Annotated in this window: 18 protein-coding genes and 1 tRNA gene; 5 read left to right on the top strand and 14 right to left on the bottom strand. The window is 40.6% G+C overall.

Features of this window, described 5'->3' with window-relative positions:
• Window positions 1-130: 130 nt before the first annotated feature.
• Complete coding sequence (locus tag C6Y02_RS15040; protein WP_012009386.1) at window positions 131-775, top strand: spore coat protein; 645 nt, start codon at window positions 131-133, stop codon at window positions 773-775.
• Between the two features lie 26 nt (window positions 776-801).
• Here C6Y02_RS15040 and C6Y02_RS15035 read toward each other — a convergent pair whose 3' ends face one another.
• Window positions 802-1,677: a hypothetical protein gene (locus tag C6Y02_RS15035; protein ID WP_106031645.1), complete on the bottom strand. Its 876-nt coding sequence runs from the start codon at window positions 1,675-1,677 to the stop codon at window positions 802-804.
• A gap of 156 nt (window positions 1,678-1,833) precedes the next feature.
• Window positions 1,834-2,340 carry a YhcN/YlaJ family sporulation lipoprotein gene (locus C6Y02_RS15030; RefSeq protein WP_034663773.1) on the bottom strand — a complete coding sequence of 169 codons (507 nt, stop codon included), beginning with the start codon at window positions 2,338-2,340 and terminating at the stop codon, window positions 1,834-1,836.
• A 152-nt stretch (window positions 2,341-2,492) separates the two neighbouring features.
• Between C6Y02_RS15030 and C6Y02_RS15025 the strand changes: the two genes are divergently transcribed.
• The 3 genes from C6Y02_RS15025 to cspB all read left to right on the top strand — a co-directional run bounded on the left by C6Y02_RS15025 (window position 2,493) and on the right by cspB (window position 4,742).
• A complete protein-coding gene (locus C6Y02_RS15025) occupies window positions 2,493-2,891 on the top strand; it encodes a hypothetical protein (protein WP_034663775.1) in 399 nt (132 codons plus the stop codon).
• A 347-nt stretch (window positions 2,892-3,238) separates the two neighbouring features.
• Window positions 3,239-4,330 (top strand): diguanylate cyclase, encoded by a 1,092-nt coding sequence (locus C6Y02_RS15015; RefSeq protein ID WP_034663781.1) that lies wholly within the window; start codon window positions 3,239-3,241, stop codon window positions 4,328-4,330.
• Between the two features lie 211 nt (window positions 4,331-4,541).
• Window positions 4,542-4,742 carry a cold shock-like protein CspB gene (gene cspB / locus C6Y02_RS15005; RefSeq protein ID WP_003212277.1) on the top strand — a complete coding sequence of 67 codons (201 nt, stop codon included), beginning with the start codon at window positions 4,542-4,544 and terminating at the stop codon, window positions 4,740-4,742.
• A gap of 113 nt (window positions 4,743-4,855) precedes the next feature.
• Here the strand turns inward: cspB and C6Y02_RS15000 are convergent, their stop codons facing one another.
• From C6Y02_RS15000 to queG, 10 genes are all read right to left on the bottom strand, one after another.
• Complete coding sequence (locus C6Y02_RS15000) at window positions 4,856-5,215, bottom strand: hypothetical protein (protein WP_060595840.1); 360 nt, start codon at window positions 5,213-5,215, stop codon at window positions 4,856-4,858.
• Window positions 5,216-5,228: 13 nt separating this feature from the next.
• A complete protein-coding gene (locus C6Y02_RS14995; RefSeq protein ID WP_034663787.1) occupies window positions 5,229-5,753 on the bottom strand; it encodes a flavodoxin family protein in 525 nt (174 codons plus the stop codon).
• A 17-nt stretch (window positions 5,754-5,770) separates the two neighbouring features.
• Window positions 5,771-7,390 carry a DHA2 family efflux MFS transporter permease subunit gene (locus tag C6Y02_RS14990; protein WP_034663790.1) on the bottom strand — a complete coding sequence of 540 codons (1,620 nt, stop codon included), beginning with the start codon at window positions 7,388-7,390 and terminating at the stop codon, window positions 5,771-5,773.
• A gap of 39 nt (window positions 7,391-7,429) precedes the next feature.
• Entirely contained in the window at window positions 7,430-8,062 is a 633-nt protein-coding gene (locus tag C6Y02_RS14985; RefSeq protein WP_034663794.1) for a biotin/lipoyl-containing protein, read from the bottom strand.
• 363 nt (window positions 8,063-8,425) lie between these two features.
• Window positions 8,426-9,589 carry a sporulation protein YhbH gene (yhbH, locus tag C6Y02_RS14980; protein WP_106031609.1) on the bottom strand — a complete coding sequence of 388 codons (1,164 nt, stop codon included), beginning with the start codon at window positions 9,587-9,589 and terminating at the stop codon, window positions 8,426-8,428.
• Window positions 9,590-9,728: 139 nt separating this feature from the next.
• Window positions 9,729-11,624 (bottom strand): PrkA family serine protein kinase, encoded by a 1,896-nt coding sequence (locus C6Y02_RS14975; RefSeq protein WP_034663803.1) that lies wholly within the window; start codon window positions 11,622-11,624, stop codon window positions 9,729-9,731.
• Window positions 11,625-12,001: 377 nt separating this feature from the next.
• Window positions 12,002-12,709: a YrpD family protein gene (locus C6Y02_RS14970; protein ID WP_106031644.1), complete on the bottom strand. Its 708-nt coding sequence runs from the start codon at window positions 12,707-12,709 to the stop codon at window positions 12,002-12,004.
• Window positions 12,710-12,874: 165 nt separating this feature from the next.
• A complete protein-coding gene (gene trmL / locus C6Y02_RS14965; RefSeq protein ID WP_034282301.1) occupies window positions 12,875-13,348 on the bottom strand; it encodes a tRNA (uridine(34)/cytosine(34)/5-carboxymethylaminomethyluridine(34)-2'-O)-methyltransferase TrmL in 474 nt (157 codons plus the stop codon).
• 43 nt (window positions 13,349-13,391) lie between these two features.
• Complete coding sequence (locus C6Y02_RS14960) at window positions 13,392-14,294, bottom strand: amidase domain-containing protein (protein WP_106031608.1); 903 nt, start codon at window positions 14,292-14,294, stop codon at window positions 13,392-13,394.
• A 61-nt stretch (window positions 14,295-14,355) separates the two neighbouring features.
• A complete protein-coding gene (gene queG, locus C6Y02_RS14955) occupies window positions 14,356-15,504 on the bottom strand; it encodes a tRNA epoxyqueuosine(34) reductase QueG (RefSeq protein ID WP_060596035.1) in 1,149 nt (382 codons plus the stop codon).
• Window positions 15,505-15,587: 83 nt separating this feature from the next.
• On the opposite strand from queG, the gene C6Y02_RS14950 reads away from it, so the two are divergent.
• Window positions 15,588-16,184, top strand: a complete 597-nt coding sequence (locus tag C6Y02_RS14950; protein WP_223250500.1) for a hypothetical protein — start codon at window positions 15,588-15,590, stop codon at window positions 16,182-16,184.
• A 98-nt stretch (window positions 16,185-16,282) separates the two neighbouring features.
• Here the strand turns inward: C6Y02_RS14950 and C6Y02_RS14945 are convergent.
• A tRNA-Gly gene (locus tag C6Y02_RS14945) sits at window positions 16,283-16,356 on the bottom strand.
• 127 nt (window positions 16,357-16,483) lie between these two features.
• The gene (locus C6Y02_RS14940; RefSeq protein ID WP_106031607.1) at window positions 16,484-17,140 is read right to left on the bottom strand and encodes a hypothetical protein; all 657 of its coding nucleotides are present in this window, start codon (window positions 17,138-17,140) and stop codon (window positions 16,484-16,486) included.
• Window positions 17,141-17,168: the final 28 nt, after the last annotated feature.

Genomic DNA, 17,168 nt, shown 5'->3' with positions numbered 1-17,168 from the left:
GTTCATTCGTCTGATACTTTTTTTCGACAAAAAGGAAGAAAACCCTCTAATTGTAAATAATGTTTTTGCATGAAAGAAGGAAAACATCCTCACATTAAAACAGATTGTATAAACAGAAGGAGGAATCTCAATGCAAAACGATCAGCAACCAATGTTTCAAGGAAGCGCTCCCCAGCCCGAGCTCAATCATGGCGGACATGAGTTATTCGATTTACATGAAATTTTAGCCGGCACGATTAATATTTTGGATCAGTATATGATCCTGCGGCAGTTTATTCAAGATCCTGCATTATCCGACATCTTGGATCGACAATACCAATTCGTTTTATCTCAGTACAATGTCACTGTAGATTGTTTTTCTACTGGACAAAAGCCTAGTGAAGAAACCGCTACTTATATGATGAAAGAGCACACACAAGTGACGTATGGGATCAAGCCTTCTCAGCCGAAGAAGCCGAATCAGTCATTACAGGATGTAAAAGACTTGGGCATCACAGGGCATATGCTCAGCCTGGTCAAATCACATGCTGGATTACTTTCCATGTCTGCATTAGAAGTAACAAATCCAGTTGTCAGACGTGTGCTTGCTGCGCAAATCCCGAACTTTATTGAAATGGCGTATGAAATTTTCTTGTATCAAAACAAGCATGGCTACTATCAAGTTCCCCAGCTTTCCAGACAAGACATGACAGCCATGACGTCAGCTTTCGCGCCGCTTCAGGGGCAGGTTCAAATGCCGCCAAGCAAAGCCAATCAGCAAAAGCCCCTTCATTAAAAAAACGGCTGACCCCTTTTCTCTGGTCAGCCGTTTTTTCTTTGATACATCTTGTTAAACTGATCTTCAAAATCTGCGAGCCGCTCCCCTGTCGCCTGTTCAAAGCCTTTAGCAAATTGACCTGTTTTCGCCGTTTCCTGCATGATCTCATGTATGATGTCTCGTCCGTAAAGCTGCACCAGCTCATAGACCATATAGTAGCTTTGCAAATAGACATCTGTCTCATACGTCATCCGGGCGTCCTGCCAATCTTGATCGGAATGAAGAGATTGAAAGGGAATGACGTCGAACCGTTCAGACGTGGCATTTAACACGTCATAGGCCGTCCATTCTGCTGTTCCTTCATGGAACCAAAGCGGAAAGATCACTGGAGACACTTCATAAGAATGAGCTTTTTCATAGAAAACAAAGTGAGCATATTCATGAATAAATAACGTGTTGAAAAAGTATAAAGGCAGTGTCTCTTTCTTCAATAATGCTTCCCGTTTATCTGGATATAATCCAATCATTTGATCATGATCGGAGTAAAAACCCGTAATATGCTTGATTCCGGCAAATTGCTCGATCGTCTCTTTATCATCAAAATAAATAATGTCTAAAGGTTTGTCAGTTTCAAACTGAAACACTGACGCTGTCCTCTTCTTTGCCTGATCCATGGCCTCGATTGTCAGGTCAACAAAAGCGTCCTCTTCCTCTGCATAGTATATTCTAATATGTTCATAAACTTGCTTATTGAGTCCCTCCGTTAATATGGTTTTAGGAGAAGACTGCTGCTCTAAATATTGTCCTGTCAGCTGAAACGCAACATAAATCAAGTACGCGGTGAAAGCATAAAAAATGAGACCTGCTGCAATCATTCCGCCTACAAGCTTTTTATGAATCAATGACGGCTTGGCTTTCATTTGCTCCCCACCTGAATTCATCCTGCAGCCTCTTTCTCTTTCTATGAAGAAACAAAGATCAACAAGAGGTGATATATTTTTTACTTTATGCAGTCAGGTGTGCAAGGTGCGGTTCCAAACAAAAAAGCCGCATATGACATACGGCTTTTGTCGTAGCTATTTTGATTCAGGGAAGACACGCCGAACCGTTTCAGTAAATTCATCGAAAAATCCTGAAATTGGCTCTCCGCTTCTAATACGTTTTCCGTATCCTTCCATACGATCGATAAAGTCTGGATTCGCAGATACATACACGTTGTCGATTTGTTGATCCGTTGATTTGACTTTGTCTGAAATTTTCTTTTTCAGATCGTCCGTCACATTACCGCTTTTATCGCCTTCAAGCATAACGGCAACAAATGCATTTTTTCCTGTGACAAGCACGTTCGCTGTTTTCACTTCAGACATGTTGGCTACAAGCTCTGACGCTTTATCTGCCACTTTGACCTTCTGAGGTGTTTGAACATTTGGTTCGTCCTGTCTCATATTGTCATTCTTATATGTGACATTTTCATACTGTCGTTTCATTGTTCCTCTTCGCTCATCGCCCTGGTTGTTCATGCCACATCCAGTGGTGATCAATGTTGGAACGAGTAGTAAAGATAGCATCCATTTCTTATTCATCAATTATTCCCTCCTTTTGCTCATAGGTTTTTCATCCAGCCGGCTTTTTATGCACACATTTCTATTTCATAAAATGAATTCATAATTCAGCCTGCTTTGGTCATCCTAAACATGATGAAGAAGTATCATCATGATCAAATGGAGGGATTCGTTTGTTTAAGAAAAGAAAAGGCATGAGCACTGGCGCAATGATTGCAGTATCAACAGCCATCATTGCATTATTTTCTCCGGTTTTACGAAGAAGGCTGAAAAGCATGACGCAAATGAATATGTCTTCAATGATGAAAGGAAAAAGCCATCAGCACCATGACTCATCTCGTCACGAGTCACACGCACAGAATGAATCAAAGGGAACTGCGGAAATCGGACAAATGATGAAGCAGGCATTCACTGCTGTACAGCCAAATCATACGAATCAGCACCAATCGACATCAAGAAACCATCAGCCAAGAGAGTCTTATGCACAGTCTCTCCATATTGATGAAAGTGTCATGAATGTGATGGATGATGAATCAATCCAGCAAGTAATCAATGACATCGAGCACAAATAAGAAAACAGGAGCCTTCATACATAGAGGCTCCTGTTTATTCTCCTGAAAAATGTTCTTTCACCATCACAGAGAAGAAAGGTAAAAAGGTGATTTCAACTGTTGTGATAAAATCGTCATAAGCTTCTACTATGATTAAGAGCTCTTTAGGTTTTGATATTCAATAGGCATACCTCTCTCGAACCTTTCATCAGGCTCCGTTTCAAAAAAAGAAAGCCAGTCCGTTTCATCTGGGAAGCGTTTTCCTCGCATGTGTTTCGATCCCCTCATAAGTGAAATTTTTATTAATTATCCTTTTTCCCCTTTTCTTTTGCAACAAATTTTAGTAATTTTAAAAAGGTGATTTTATTTTGCTAAGAGACCTCTTTATTAATTTAACAATTCTTGTCACTTTCCATTATTTATTTATGCTTGTGTTTAAAGAGAATTTTCTGAAGAAAGAAGATACCCTGCTCAGACAGCTATGCAAAGGCATTCTTTCTGGATTACTCGGTGTCCTTTTAATGTTCTTCTCTATCAAAGCAGGTCCAGCCATCATCGATTTAAGACATATCCCCCTTATTTTAACGGCCTTTTATGGAGGCATCGTCCAAACCATCATTGCAGCCTGTGTTGTGATCATTGGCCGATTATTAATTGATGCCAACGTCGGTTCTTTCATCAATATTTTTTCCATGATGATCATTGCAACAGCCTCTTTTTTAATTGCTGAGCGCCATATGAATCAAGTTGCGAAAATGCTTTTGTCCATTACGATCAGCAATGTGATTGCAACTTTTTTGTTTATTACGATTGCACATGAGACCTCTATTGAAGTCCATTCTGCCTATTGGATGTTCTCATATGTTGCAGGACTGTTTAACTTTTACGTCATTGAGCATCAAACAAAAGCATATCAGCTGTTAAATTTGTATAAATTCCAAGCTCATTATGACTTTTTAACAGGTGTTTTAAATAAACGGAAGTTCGATGAGGTCTTAAGTGATGCTTTTTCTATGAAATTTAAGCAGCCTATCCATCAAATGTCCCTTATTTACTTAGACATCGATTACTTCAAATCCATCAATGACCAATATGGACATCATGAGGGAGATATGGTTTTAAAAGAAATCGGAAAAAGGCTGATGAAAAACACAAGAAGCTCTGATTATATTGGCCGGATCGGCGGTGAGGAATTTGCTGTCCTTCTACCAAATTGTACAGTTGAAAAAACATGGCAGATTGCAGAACGCTTACGGAGAAAAATAGCAGATCAGCCGATTTATTTACAAAATGGCATGTCCATTCATATCACAGTATCACTTGGGTGTGCTTATTACCCCGGAACAAGTGCAGACATCAAACAATTACCGATTATGGCTGATCAGGAGCTCTATAAAGCGAAGCAGTCTGGCCGAAATCAAGTGAGCTTCTCAGAGAGAAAAAGAGGCCAATTAATATAGGCTTTTTCCTCAATTTGTTAGCGCTAATTATTTTTAAAAAAGTTTTCGGATAACAGTTGTTTTTTCCCGCAAACACTGGTAAAGTAAAGGTAATTATTTTTGTTCGTATCATCTTTAAGAAGAAAGTTTTGAAAGAGTTTTCGTCTTTGAAGTTTGTGTAAGAGCAAGAATAGTGAATTTAAGCGTTAAGATCGCTTTAGGAGGAAATTTCATGTTAGAAGGTAAAGTAAAATGGTTCAACTCTGAAAAAGGTTTCGGATTCATCGAAGTAGAAGGTCAAGACGATGTATTCGTTCACTTCTCTGCTATCCAAGGCGAAGGCTTCAAAACTTTAGAAGAAGGTCAAGCAGTTTCTTTCGAAATCGTTGAAGGTAACCGTGGACCACAAGCTGCTAACGTTAACAAAGCGTAATTTAAGAGCATCTGCTCTTTAGCACTTTATAGAGTGAAGGAAAACCGTCCGGCTTCTGCCGGCGGTTTTTTTGTGCCATAAAAAAAAGAGAACCTGACGAGAGGTTCTCTTTTTTATTTGTCCTTCTGCTTTAGCTTCTGTAAAGCAGAACGATACATATCATCATTCATTTTTGTCTCTGGTTCTTCTTCTTTGACAGGTGGTTCTGGCTGCTTAAACTTTTGAAGCGCCTGTCTATAAAAATCATCGCCAGACACTCGTTCATCCGTTTGAGAAGGCTTTGACGCTTCCTCTTCTTCTTCAGGCTCTACAGGTCTCGCCGCAACTTCTGACTCGCTGTGTGGCACGTCAGGCTGATTGGGCACATCTTCTTTGATCTCTTTCTTCTCGACCGAAGCGTGTCTGACATTGAACGCTACTAATCCGATAATGACTAGAACAGCAGCTACTAACGCTACAATAATCGTCGCCAAAAGAACCCTCTCCTTATCGCTTAAATGACGCAGTGACTGATGCTACACGTCTTCCTAATGCTTTGCCGAGTTCAATGCCTTCTGTAGAAATCACTTCATCAGAATCAATCGGACATGTCACACCTGCTCCATAGTAAGAGCCGTATAAAGCATTCTCTGGCACATTTCCAGGAAGGCCAACGACAAGCATCCCTTGATGGAACATTGGTGTAATCAAATTATGCATCGTCATTTCTAAACCGCCGTGCGTTGTAGCAGTTGTACAGAAAACGGCACCGACTTTATCGATCAGTTTTCCCTCTGCCCATAGGTAGCCAAGACGGTCAATCCATGTCTTTAACCCAGAACTAATGGTACCAAAGTGACCAGGGCAGCCCCAAATGATCGCATCCATTTGATCCAGCTTGCGAATATCCGCATCTTTCACGTGATCGACGAATACTTCAGCTTGCTCTGTTTCACCTGCGCCTGCTGCAATTGCTTCTGCCAGTGCTTTTGTATGGTCACCTTCACTATCGTATACGACATAAATTTTCATGTACGGTCCCTCCACACTTATCTTGCATCTTGGTTTGCTTCCTTAGGTGCTGGAAGCAGTGTCATTTCTTGTTTTTTATGCTGCTGATCTTTTCGCTTTTTATCCTTACGTACATCACGCAGGAACAAGCTGAGAATGACACCAGCGGCACAGAATAACGTTACCCACATGTAAGCATCATTGATGCCCATTACGTTTGAATCGACCTGTGCTTTCGTAAAGAGCTGGGTGGATACATATTTTTGAGCAGCTTCAGCTGTCATGCCCATATGATGCATCACATTCGACACAGCCGCCTGGAATGAATTCATAAAGAACGGGTCCGCTGTATTTGTTTGATCCGCCATATTGGAATAATGGAATGTTGTCCGATTCGTATAAATCGTTGTGATCAAACTCGTACCGATCGAACCGCTAATTTGTCTTAATGTATTAGACATCGCTGTACCATGGCTGTTTAAGTGCTGTGGTAATTGGTTCATCCCAGCTGTCATCACCGGCATCATAAGGAGTGACATACCGAATGCACGAACTGCATACATGAGCACAATGTGACTATACGATGTATCAATGGTCAGCCTTGTAAACTCGAATGTGGTGACAACGGTAATGAGCATCCCCACAATCGCAAGCGGACGAGGTCCAAATTTATCAAACAAAATCCCTGAAATCGGGGACATAATCAGCATCGCAAGTGCCCCTGGAAGCATTAATAGCCCGGATTGCAATGCCGTAAACCCAACGAGGTTCTGCAGATAAATCGGAAGTAAGAACATCCCAGTGTATAAGGCAACTGTAATAATAATATTAATGACACTTGATAATGAGAAGATGCTGTATTTAAACACGCGGAAATCAAGCATCGGATTATCAGCTTTCAGCTGTTGGAAAATAAAGAGAATGATCGCAATCGCACCAACAATAATCGTCGATAAGACGATCGGATCTGTCCAGCCATCACTTCCCGCTTCACTCACTCCGTATAGAAGCGAAGCAAAACCAACGATGGAAAGAATCGCACCAAGGCTGTCCAGCTTGATTTTTTTAGGCTCTACAATATTTCTAAACATAAAGAAAGCCGCGATAATGACAATCGCTCCGATTGGTACAAGTCCATAAAACATAATACGCCAAGAATAATGTTCAATAATATAACCAGATAATGTTGGTCCTACCGCAGGAGCAAACATCATCGCAAGACCGAAAATCCCCATTCCTTTCCCTCTGTTTTCCGGAGGGAAAATAAAAAGGATTGTTGTCATCACGAGCGGCTGCAGGATACCGCCGCCGATTGCCTGAATCAAACGACCGATGAGCATCGTTGAAAAGTTCGGCGCAATCCCGCAAATAAAGGTCCCTAGTGTAAACGAGATCATGGCGACTAGAAATAAGCTGCGCTGTCCAAAGCGTGTGATTAAAAACGCAGATAACGGAATCAGCACACCGTTGACAAGCATATAACCTGTTGTAAGCCACTGAATCGTCGTTGCACTCACATTAAATTCAGTCATTAAATGGGGCATGGCTACGTTCAGAAGCGTTTGGTTCAAAATCGCTACGAACAAGCCGGCCATTAAAATGATCAGTAAAGACAAGGAGCCTGCTCCCTGTTTTGTTGCTGCAGGTTGATTTGCCATCTCAGACAACCTCCTTTCATTTTTTGATATCAAACATCATTAAGATGAAATTTTGACAGAAGCATTCATACCAGGAAGTACTTTGTCTGATGGATTTTTAATTGAAATTTTCACTGCTACTTTTTGTGTGACTTTTGTATAGTTACCACTTGAATTTGTTGCTGGCAGCATATTGAATGTTGAGTTTGTCGCATAACCAATTTGTTCAACTGTTCCTTCAAATGTTGTATCAGGATCACCATCTACCACGATGTCGACTTTGTCGCCTTTTTCAATACTTTTAATATCTGTTTCTTTGATATTCGCTGTGATGTAAAGCTTGCTTAAATCAATGGTTTCACCAAGAACTGTACCAGGCTGCACTTGTTGATTGTTTTGTACTTCTTTTTTGACTAATGTGCCATCAGCCACTGATTTAATGTTTGTTTTTGTTTCTCCTTCAACTTTTGCAACTGTGCTGTCTTTTTGCACTTCGTCACCTTCATTGATATCCCAGCCTTTGATTTGTCCAGCTGCTGGTGCTGTGATTTGATACATGTCACCTGTCACTTTCGCCTCGTCAGTTTTGACAAAATTTGTGCTTTCGTAGTAGTAATAAGCACCTCCGGCAATAATGGCAAGAATCACAATAAGGCCAATAATGTTCGTTAGCAATAAACGCCCTCTGTTCATGTTTTGTTTCTCCTTTCATGTATAAAAATATAGTGTCATCTGCTTTAGCAAACTTAGAATGCCCATCATCTGACAGAATATGAAACAAGCTCATAAAGCTGTTATTTCTCCTTCATCTACTCCGCCTGAAAAATGGTGTGCAGCCCATTTATACTTATTGTTCACTCATGAGCAAAGAGTAGAAAAAGAAGAAAAGACGATCGGCATCTTTTTTGAAAAACTTATATTTAACAAGATTAAATATTAATAAATGAAAATTGAAATGTCAAAGAGAAAGTTTTACTTTTTTTCTGGTGATCCCTTCCTTCTCCATACAAAAAACCCTTCAGCCCTTATGCTGAAAGGTTTTTTCAAATGTGCTATTTACGAAAGAACTTCTTCCTGCTGAAAAAATTTTTTTAGTGCGAGAAAAACATCTGATTTTTGCTTCAAAATATAATGCTTAAATTTCTCATCCTGTATATGCTTATATGCTGACATTAATGTAGAATGCCGGTTGTATTGATTCACTTCACCATAACAGAATAAATTGGCTTTTTTCATAATTTCAGAAACAAGCTTCACGCACCGTGCATTGTCTGAGGTCAAATTGTCTCCATCAGAAAAATGAAAAGGATAAATATTATATTGCGACGGCGGGTATCGTTCGTCTATGAGCTCTAGTGCCTTTCGATAGACAGAAGAGCAAATGGTCCCTCCGCTCTCGCCCCGCGAGAAGAAATGCTCTTCATCTACAACCTTCGCCTCCGTATGGTGGGCAATAAATTCAATATCGACCGTCTCATACTTTGTCCGTAAGAAACGTGTCATCCAAAAGAAAAAACTTCTCGCCATATATTTTTCCCAAAGCCCCATACTTCCGCTCGTATCCATCATCGCCAAAACGACGGCTTTCGACTCTGGTTTGGTCACTTCATTCCACGTCTTATATTTGATATCCTCTGGGTAGATTGGATAAAAGGAAGGACTGCCTGTCATCGCATTTCGTTTAAATGCCGACAGCATCGTTCGTTTTTTATGGATATTGCCTGTTAACCCGGTTTTGCGAATATCGTTAAACTCAATTTGCTCGACAATGATGTCGTCAAGCTCCTTTTGTTTAAGGTTTGGCAGCTTTAGCTCCCGAAACAGCGCTTCCTCAAGATCGATTAATGAGACCTCTGCTTCGTAATAATCCTCACCAGCCTGATCTCCAGCGCCCTGCCCCTTTCCTTGCCCTTGCTTACTGTCTGATCCATCGCGCGCGACAATATCTCCAACCTCGCTGTCTCCATCGCCTTGACCCACATGCTTATTTTTGTCGTAATTATACCGAATTTTATATTCATCTAACGAACGAATCGGAATTTTGACAACATCTTTTCCATTAGACATGATGATGCTTTCTTCTGTGACAAGATCCGGCAAATTATTTTTAATCGCTTCTTTGATTTTTTTCTGATGACGCTGCTGGTCGTCATAGCCTTTTCGATGGAGGGACCAGTCTTCCTGAGATACAATAAACTGACTTTTTTCTTGCCGGGACATCCATCCCCCTCCTCACCTGTTTGCACAATTCTTCTAACTACCGATTCCTTTATCCTATGCTGCTCGTCACCCAAGTTGACGATCATTTCTAAAAAAGACATTACCGGTGCAGGTGCGCCAATAATGCCTCCTTCATTTATTAACGATTGAGAAGACTGCCTACATATTTTAAAAGTTCATTTGCACTTGTTGAATTATAGCCATGTTCATCAATCAATCTAGCCACTACTTCATTGACCTTCTTCAGCTGCTGTTCATCCGGTGTCTTCGTTGACGTCGTAATTTTCACCACATCTTTTAGATCAGCAAACAGCTTCTTCTGAATCGCCTCTCGCAATCTCTCATGAGAATTATAATCAAAGCGTTTGCCCTTTCTCGCATAAGCCGAAATACGAATCAGAATTTCTTCTCTGAATGCCTTTTTGGCATTTTCAGAAATACCGATCTGCTCCTCAATTGAACGCATAAGCTTTTCATCAGGATTCATTTCTTCACCAGTTAACGGATCACGCAGCTTGTTTTTATTACAGTACGCCTCGACATTATCTAAGTAATTATCCATCAGTGTTTTCGCAGACTCCTCATAGGAATACACAAATGCCTTTTGAACTTCCTTCTTCGCAATATCGTCGTACTCTTTTCGCGCAACAGAAATAAAATTCAAATAGCGCTCCCGGTCCTCGCTGGAGATAGACGGATGCTGATCGAGTCCTTCTTTTAACGAACGAAGGACATCCAGCGCATTGATCGATTCCATATTCTTTCGAATAATAGTGGAGGAAATTCGGTTAATCACATACCGCGGATCAATTCCGCTCATCCCTTCATCATGAAATTCCTTTTTCATCTCATCAATATCAGCAGATTGGAAGCCTTCGACACTCTCTCCATCATACAGACGCATTTTTTTCACCAAATCAATATCAGAACGCTTCGGCTCTTTGAGTCTTGTCAAAATGGAGAACATCGCTGCCACCTTCAGCGTATGCGGGGCAATATGCACATCAGAAACATCACTTTCTGAAATCATTTTATGATAAATGCGTTCCTCCTCTGTCACCTTCAAGTTATAAGGAATCGGCATCACAATAATTCTTGAGTGCAAGGCCTCGTTCTTTTTATTTGAAATAAACGACCGGTACTCGGTTTCATTCGTATGAGCGACAATCAATTCATCTGCACTAATCAAGGCAAAACGGCCTGCTTTAAAATTTCCTTCCTGCGTTAATGACAGAAGGTGCCATAGAAATTTCTCATCACACTTTAACATCTCCTGAAACTCCATCATCCCTCGGTTTGCTTTATTGAGTTCTCCATCAAAGCGGTAGGCCCTTGGATCTGACTCTGATCCAAATTCAGCAATGGTTGAAAAATCGATGCTTCCTGTTAAATCAGCAATGTCCTGAGATTTCGGATCAGATGGACTAAAGGTACCAATACCAGTTCGTTTATCCTCTGAGAAAAAGATCCGTTCAACCCTTACATCCTCAATTCGTCCGCCATATTCCTCTTCTAGCCTCATCATATTCAGAGGGGACAAATTCCCCTGCACACGAATGCCATATTCTCTATAGAAATCCTCCCGCAGATTTTGCGGAATAAGATGAAGCGGGTCTTCATGCATCGGGCAGCCTTTGATCGCATAGACTGCGCCATGATCTGTCAGTGAATATTCTTCTAGTCCTCTTTTCAGCCTAGTAACAAGCGTAGATTTCCCGCCGCTTACTGGTCCCATCAATAACAAAATACGCTTCCTCACATCGAGCCGCTTGGCAGCAGGGTGAAAATATTCCTCTACTAATCTTTCCAATGATTCCTCTAACCCAAAAAGTTCCTGATCAAAAAATTTGTACGTTCTGACCCCATTCTCCTCTTCAATCCCGCTGTCTTTAATCATATGATAAACGCGAGAATGAGCAGATTGAGCGACAAGTGGATTTTCCTTTATAATGTCTAAATAATCGCTGAATGTGCCTTCCCATTTGAGACGCTGCTCTTCTTCTCTGTGCTGTTCGATTTTCTTTAAAATATCCATATGAACCTCCTCTTTCAAGATTGAAGCAAGTAATCAGATACTGTTTTACAATCTATGCGGAGGCGTCCTATTACATGCTTTCGTTCTTCAAAATGACGAATTGGCAAACTGAATTGACAACCATCCGCAAGACCCTTCATAATAAAGGAAAAACAGGAGAAAAATGATCTTCTTCTCTTGCTTTTCAAGGCGAACTTCACACCATATGAAACAGGCAGCGATAGAAACAAAGGGATAAGGGGGAAGCTTATATGAGAACGGTCATTATGATGGGCGTCATCATTACGTTTTTAGTATCCATTTTCACAGCTGGCTACGAAGGCAAGCCTGGTAAATGAAAAAAAGGATGTTCCATTAGCGGAACATCCTTTTTTCATTTAATTCGTTGTTTTTAGCACCTGCATATTCACTGTATTCCCTGATACATGAATGGACGTAAAGTCTTGCGTATCAATCACAGGTGTGACGGCACGACTGTCTAATGTGATGTCAGTAAAACGAGTAGAGAAGTTTGCCCGAATATCTTTCCGGTAGATATCGTCAGTCACTGCTACTGTCGACAGTAATTTCCACTTAGTCACAGAGCCAATGTTTGAGTTTTGAATTTCTGTGATGATACGCCCGGTATAACCAACATTATTTGTCCCCCAGAACGTCGCTCTTGTATGTCCATTCAAGTTTTTATAAATGGTCATTTGCACAGTACTTCCAGGCTTAAATCCATTTGTATACGTAAAATCATTTTTTCCTTCGATATATGTCTCTTGATTATTTGTTCCTACTTTCATCGTAGGTTTCCACACATTATAGGTTGGACTGTATTGAAGACCGATGTCTGCTTCTTTTAAACCTGTGAATCCAGAATAAATATAAGCTGTCCCATTTGACACACTCATTGCGGGAGGGAGTTGAATCTTTGTGACCAATATTGATCCATTGCTATTGATATAAGTACGCCCGCCGATACCTTTCGATAATTGCGCTGCTTCTATTTCCTGCGTCTGAGAGAGACCTGGGATACTGACTGGAATCGTCCCCATTAAAATAGCAGAGCTAATGGCACTAGTGATCAGTAGCTTTTTCATCTCATTTAATGGATTCATTATTTTTTGAAAACGCGATTACAATCTATCATACTACCTATTTTTTTACATGTAAAAAAAGTATAAAAAAAGTCGTATTTTCCTTCTTTATATTTCTTATCTCATATAAAAAAAGCCAAGATAGGTATCCCGGCTTTCATTATGACCTTAAATCAGATCTCGGTATTGCTGCTGGCGAAGTGCCTCATACACAAGAATTGCTGCCGTATTCGATAGATTCAGAGAACGAACATGCTCTGTCATCGGTAAACGAAGGCAGCGGTCCATATTCTGTTCGATCAAATCTTTCGGCAATCCACTTGTCTCTCTGCCAAAAACGAAGAAGTAGTCTTCATCTAACTGAGAGTAATCAAATGTCGTATGCGGCTTTTGGCCAAATTTTGTGATATAGAAGAATTGTCCCTTCGGATGAGCCTCAAACAATTCATCAAGCGAGTCATGATAGACCACATTGGCATATTTCCAATAATCGAGTCCTGCACGCTTCAGCATTTTGTCATCTGTCGAAAAACCAAGCGGACGAATCAGATGAAGAGTTGTATTTGTTGCTGCACATGTACGCGCAATATTTCCAGTATTAGCTGGAATCTCTGGTTGATATAAAACGACATGAAGTCCCAAAAAAGTTCACCTCTAATTTTCTTTTCCGCTCAACATTATACCATTAACTATCCTTCGCGGCATCGTCCAAAATGTGAAAAAACGTATAACGAATAGCAGGTGTATAGGCGGTCGAATCCTCATACGACCAATAACGCATACGGCTGTCATATGTCTGTGCATTCACAAGAGGCATTCCGCCTTTATCATGATCGACGACAATGGTTGTATGATTATACCTGCCATCTCCCTCAAAATCGTAGCAAATGACATCACCAATTTGAAGCTCCTGCGCTTCTTTGAGTTTCTTTGCTCTTAAACCCGCTTTTGAATTCGCTAAATAATTTTTCATCGAATGAGCCACCGTCCAGCTATAGCTCCACGTATGAGGACGCACCCACCAGCCAGATCCGCGGTTCGGATACCCTCTCGTTGGTGCATTCCCTGCTTTCAAGCATTGTGAAATAAAATTTGTGCAGTTATCTTCAAAATTTTTATAGGCGGGATTTCGTTTATTCCAGTACGTCTCCGCATATTGCACAGCTGCCCGCCGGTCATAGTGAAAGGCTCTCCCAAACTGTTCTTCGGTGTGAAAGCGCTCATCCACCTGCTCTTCCATTTGCCGTTTTTCTAGCATCATCCGATCTTTGACAAGCATGTCGTTGTAAAGGAACGCTTCTCTTTTTTCTACCTGCTCCTCTAAATAAAAAGAGTCGTCTGCATCCTTGCATACATAAGTGAGATGAGCGAGATACTGCACATGCTGAGCCCCGTCATCCTGAATCGATGAATCAAGAAGTTTTGCTTTGGCTTTCGCCTTGACAATCTCCACCTGTCTTCTAGCAAAAAGCTCTTTTTTCCGTTCAACTGCTTCCACATCAGACATGAGCTGCGGCTGTTTAATTGCACTCCCATTTAATAAATAACCAAGCCTGTCTTCTAATGTTTGCTCTAATAATTGTTTCACACAGACACCACCAAACTTTTTTTAAAATCTCTGTTTGGTTCATTCTATGTTCATAGGGATGTTATTTAGTATTTAAAGGTGTCTGTAAAAACTCAATCCCTTTGACAATTTCTTGTTTCGCTTCCTCATCACTTTCCCGCTCAAGAGCTTTTTCCAACTCTGGGAGCAGCTGCTCGTCGCCAATTTTCCCTATTGCCCAAGCAGCCGTGCCTCGAATAACAGGCCGTGGATCCTTGTGCATCAAATCAATCAACACTGGTAAGGCAGATGTATCTTTAAAGTGAGCAAGTGCCAAAATCGCATTTCGCTGAATCGGCTTTTTCCCCCGCCAAGAACCTGAAACATGACCGTATTTTTCCTTAAACTCACGATTACTGATCGTAAGAAGCGGCTTTAAGAGCGGCTTCGCAATTTCAGGGTCCGGCTCCATTTCAGGATGCAAATGAAAGTCTTTTCCTTTATTGATCGGGCAGACGATTTGGCACGTATCACACCCATACAATCGATTTCCTATTTTCGAACGAAATTCGTCAGGCAAAAATCCTTTTGTCTGCGTTAAAAATGAAATACATCGTTGAGAATTCAGCTGTCCTGGATTCACAAGTGCACCAGTTGGGCACGAATCTACACATTTATTGCACGTTCCGCACTGGTCTTCAATTTTTTCATCCGGTTCAAATGGGACATTTGTGATCATTTCAGCCAAATACACATAAGATCCAAACTCCGGCGTGATAATCATACAGTTCTTTGCACTAAAACCTATGCCAGCGCGTTCCGCTACTGCACGATCAGACAGTTCCCCTGTATCCACCATTGATTTTGTCCGTATATCGATATGTTTGCTTCGCAAGAATTCCTCGAGCATATCGAGCTTTTTTTTCAGCACAACATGATAGTCCGTTCCCCAAGAAGCCCGGCAAAAGATCCCTCTTCTTGCATCCTTTGTACTTCGAGGAGCATCTTTCATTTTGGAAGGATACGCGAGCGCTATCGCAACAATTGATTTGGCCTTCGGAAGCAGCAAAGAAGGGTTTGTTCGTTTTTCGATGTCAGGCTCTTCAAAGCCTGACAAATACCCTAACGATTCATGTAAGATGAGGCGGTCCTTTAATGAATCAAATGTATCAGCACTTGCAAATCGGATTTTATCGACACCAATTTCTTTCGCATATTGAATCAATTCTTCTTTTAATTCTCCAACATGAATCACCTTGCAAACCTCCTTTCTTTGTTTCTTCTGTTGTTTTCAGTATAATACGAGTGTATCATGACCGATTGGAGTGAGTCACTGTGAAGATACATATGGAAATTTCTCATCCTGACAACCCGTCTATCCATGTTGGACAGATTGAATATTCGCATATTGAAGTTGATACATCCCCTCAAATGTTAAAAGGCCGACTACGCCTGTTTCAAGAATCTTTATTCTTTGAATACGAAGATAAAGTCTTAGAAGAAGTACCAGCAATCAAAGAATGGACGGATCTTTTAAAAGACGTTCCTTTCCTGCCAATTCTTGCTGATATCCAAAAGGAACAATTTATTGACTCGACCAATTCCGTACAGGATTTGTCGATATTTTTCTCTTTAAAATATTTCTTGCCCATCCTGACATTCGATGCTGATCGCATAGAAGAGCCGCTTTCACTAGCAAAACATGAGACTGGCCACATTGAATGGCAGGACGACGCGGGACTTAAGGGATTATTTTCTCATGCAAGTAAAGCACAAATTTCTCAAGACACAAAAAACATTCTGCAAATCATCCTCTTTCCGCCATCTATTTCCCGGGAAAAGAGTGAAGCTCTAATCCAATCCTTGACGAAGATGTTTGTACAAATACATGGTGGAGAAAGTAAATATGAACTTATTGAAAAAGCACTGTAGCTTGACAGTGCTTTTTCACATTATACTGACATAATAAAAAACGCAACACTTCGTTTATCTATGAAACGAAATACTGCGTTATAAACAAAATTATGTATTGGAGCGGGTGATGAGAATCGAACTCACGACATCAGCTTGGAAGGCTGAGGTTTTACCACTAAACTACACCCGCATCAATTTTTAAAAAGCAACGTCATCGCGTTGACTTTTATTATGTTACAACTTTCTTAACAATTCGTCAAGAGAATATGAAGATTTTTCGTCAAAAAACTTCATATTCTCCGTATATATTACGATAGTTATTTATCTAGCTGGATATAAAATAAGTATGCTTGTGACTTATTCTTCAGCGCTTGCTTTGGATTCTTCTCAATCACTTCAAGCATAGGTGAATTCCCGTCTTTCCCCATTGCCGCTGTATACGCAATCAATGCCTTCCCTCCAGAAGAGACTTTGACAGTTTCAGATTGTGCAGAAAAAACATAGTCACTTACTTTGAACGGGAAGCTTGATGTCGCTTTCGTCATCCCATCATTCTTTTTATCTGACCAAATACTAAATTGTGATTCATATGTATCTTTCTCATGCTTTAATTGCAAGAGCACATTCATCGTTTGGTCGGTTCCATCCTGATGTAAAGTAAAGGTTGCAGATGATGCTTCCTGATTAGCTAATCGACCATTTTTGTAATGACTCCCGATAAACGTAATACTCTGATCCTTCTTCGTTAATCCTTTTATTGTCAAAGCCACCATTTCATTAGTGGTTGATGCTTCTAGTAAGTTCTTTTCTTTTTTTGTTAGTTTCATTTGTTCGATGATTACTTGCTTCTTAGTAGCAGACTCCGTGTTTATTGTAGATACCATCTTCTCGGTTGTCGTGGTTTCTTCGGCCTTCTCGCCGCATCCTGCTAATAGAAAAACAGTGAATATAAGAACACTCCATTTTTTTAACATTGAGATCCCCTTTAATGTTGTTTTTCAT

It is taken from the genome of Bacillus sp. NMCC4 (genome assembly GCF_002998555.1).
In the GTDB taxonomy this organism is placed as follows: Bacteria; Bacillota; Bacilli; order Bacillales; family Bacillaceae; genus Bacillus.
Note: the sequence above shows the minus strand (reverse complement) of the source record. Positions and strands in the feature narration are given on the sequence as shown.

What these genes read in the sequence shown, in the direction of transcription:
- C6Y02_RS15040 (WP_012009386.1), top strand. Translation starts at nt 131, where the DNA reads ATGCAAAACGATCAGCAACCAATGTTTCAAGGAAGCGCTCCCCAGCCC.
- C6Y02_RS15035 (WP_106031645.1), bottom strand. Translation starts at nt 1,677, where the DNA reads ATGAAAGCCAAGCCGTCATTGATTCATAAAAAGCTTGTAGGCGGAATG.
- C6Y02_RS15030 (WP_034663773.1), bottom strand. Translation starts at nt 2,340, where the DNA reads ATGAATAAGAAATGGATGCTATCTTTACTACTCGTTCCAACATTGATC.
- cspB (WP_003212277.1), top strand. Translation starts at nt 4,542, where the DNA reads ATGTTAGAAGGTAAAGTAAAATGGTTCAACTCTGAAAAAGGTTTCGGA.
- C6Y02_RS14995 (WP_034663787.1), bottom strand. Translation starts at nt 5,753, where the DNA reads ATGAAAATTTATGTCGTATACGATAGTGAAGGTGACCATACAAAAGCA.
- C6Y02_RS14990 (WP_034663790.1), bottom strand. Translation starts at nt 7,390, where the DNA reads ATGGCAAATCAACCTGCAGCAACAAAACAGGGAGCAGGCTCCTTGTCT.
- C6Y02_RS14985 (WP_034663794.1), bottom strand. Translation starts at nt 8,062, where the DNA reads ATGAACAGAGGGCGTTTATTGCTAACGAACATTATTGGCCTTATTGTG.
- yhbH (WP_106031609.1), bottom strand. Translation starts at nt 9,589, where the DNA reads ATGTCCCGGCAAGAAAAAAGTCAGTTTATTGTATCTCAGGAAGACTGG.
- C6Y02_RS14975 (WP_034663803.1), bottom strand. Translation starts at nt 11,624, where the DNA reads ATGGATATTTTAAAGAAAATCGAACAGCACAGAGAAGAAGAGCAGCGT.
- C6Y02_RS14970 (WP_106031644.1), bottom strand. Translation starts at nt 12,709, where the DNA reads ATGAAAAAGCTACTGATCACTAGTGCCATTAGCTCTGCTATTTTAATG.
- C6Y02_RS14940 (WP_106031607.1), bottom strand. Translation starts at nt 17,140, where the DNA reads ATGTTAAAAAAATGGAGTGTTCTTATATTCACTGTTTTTCTATTAGCA.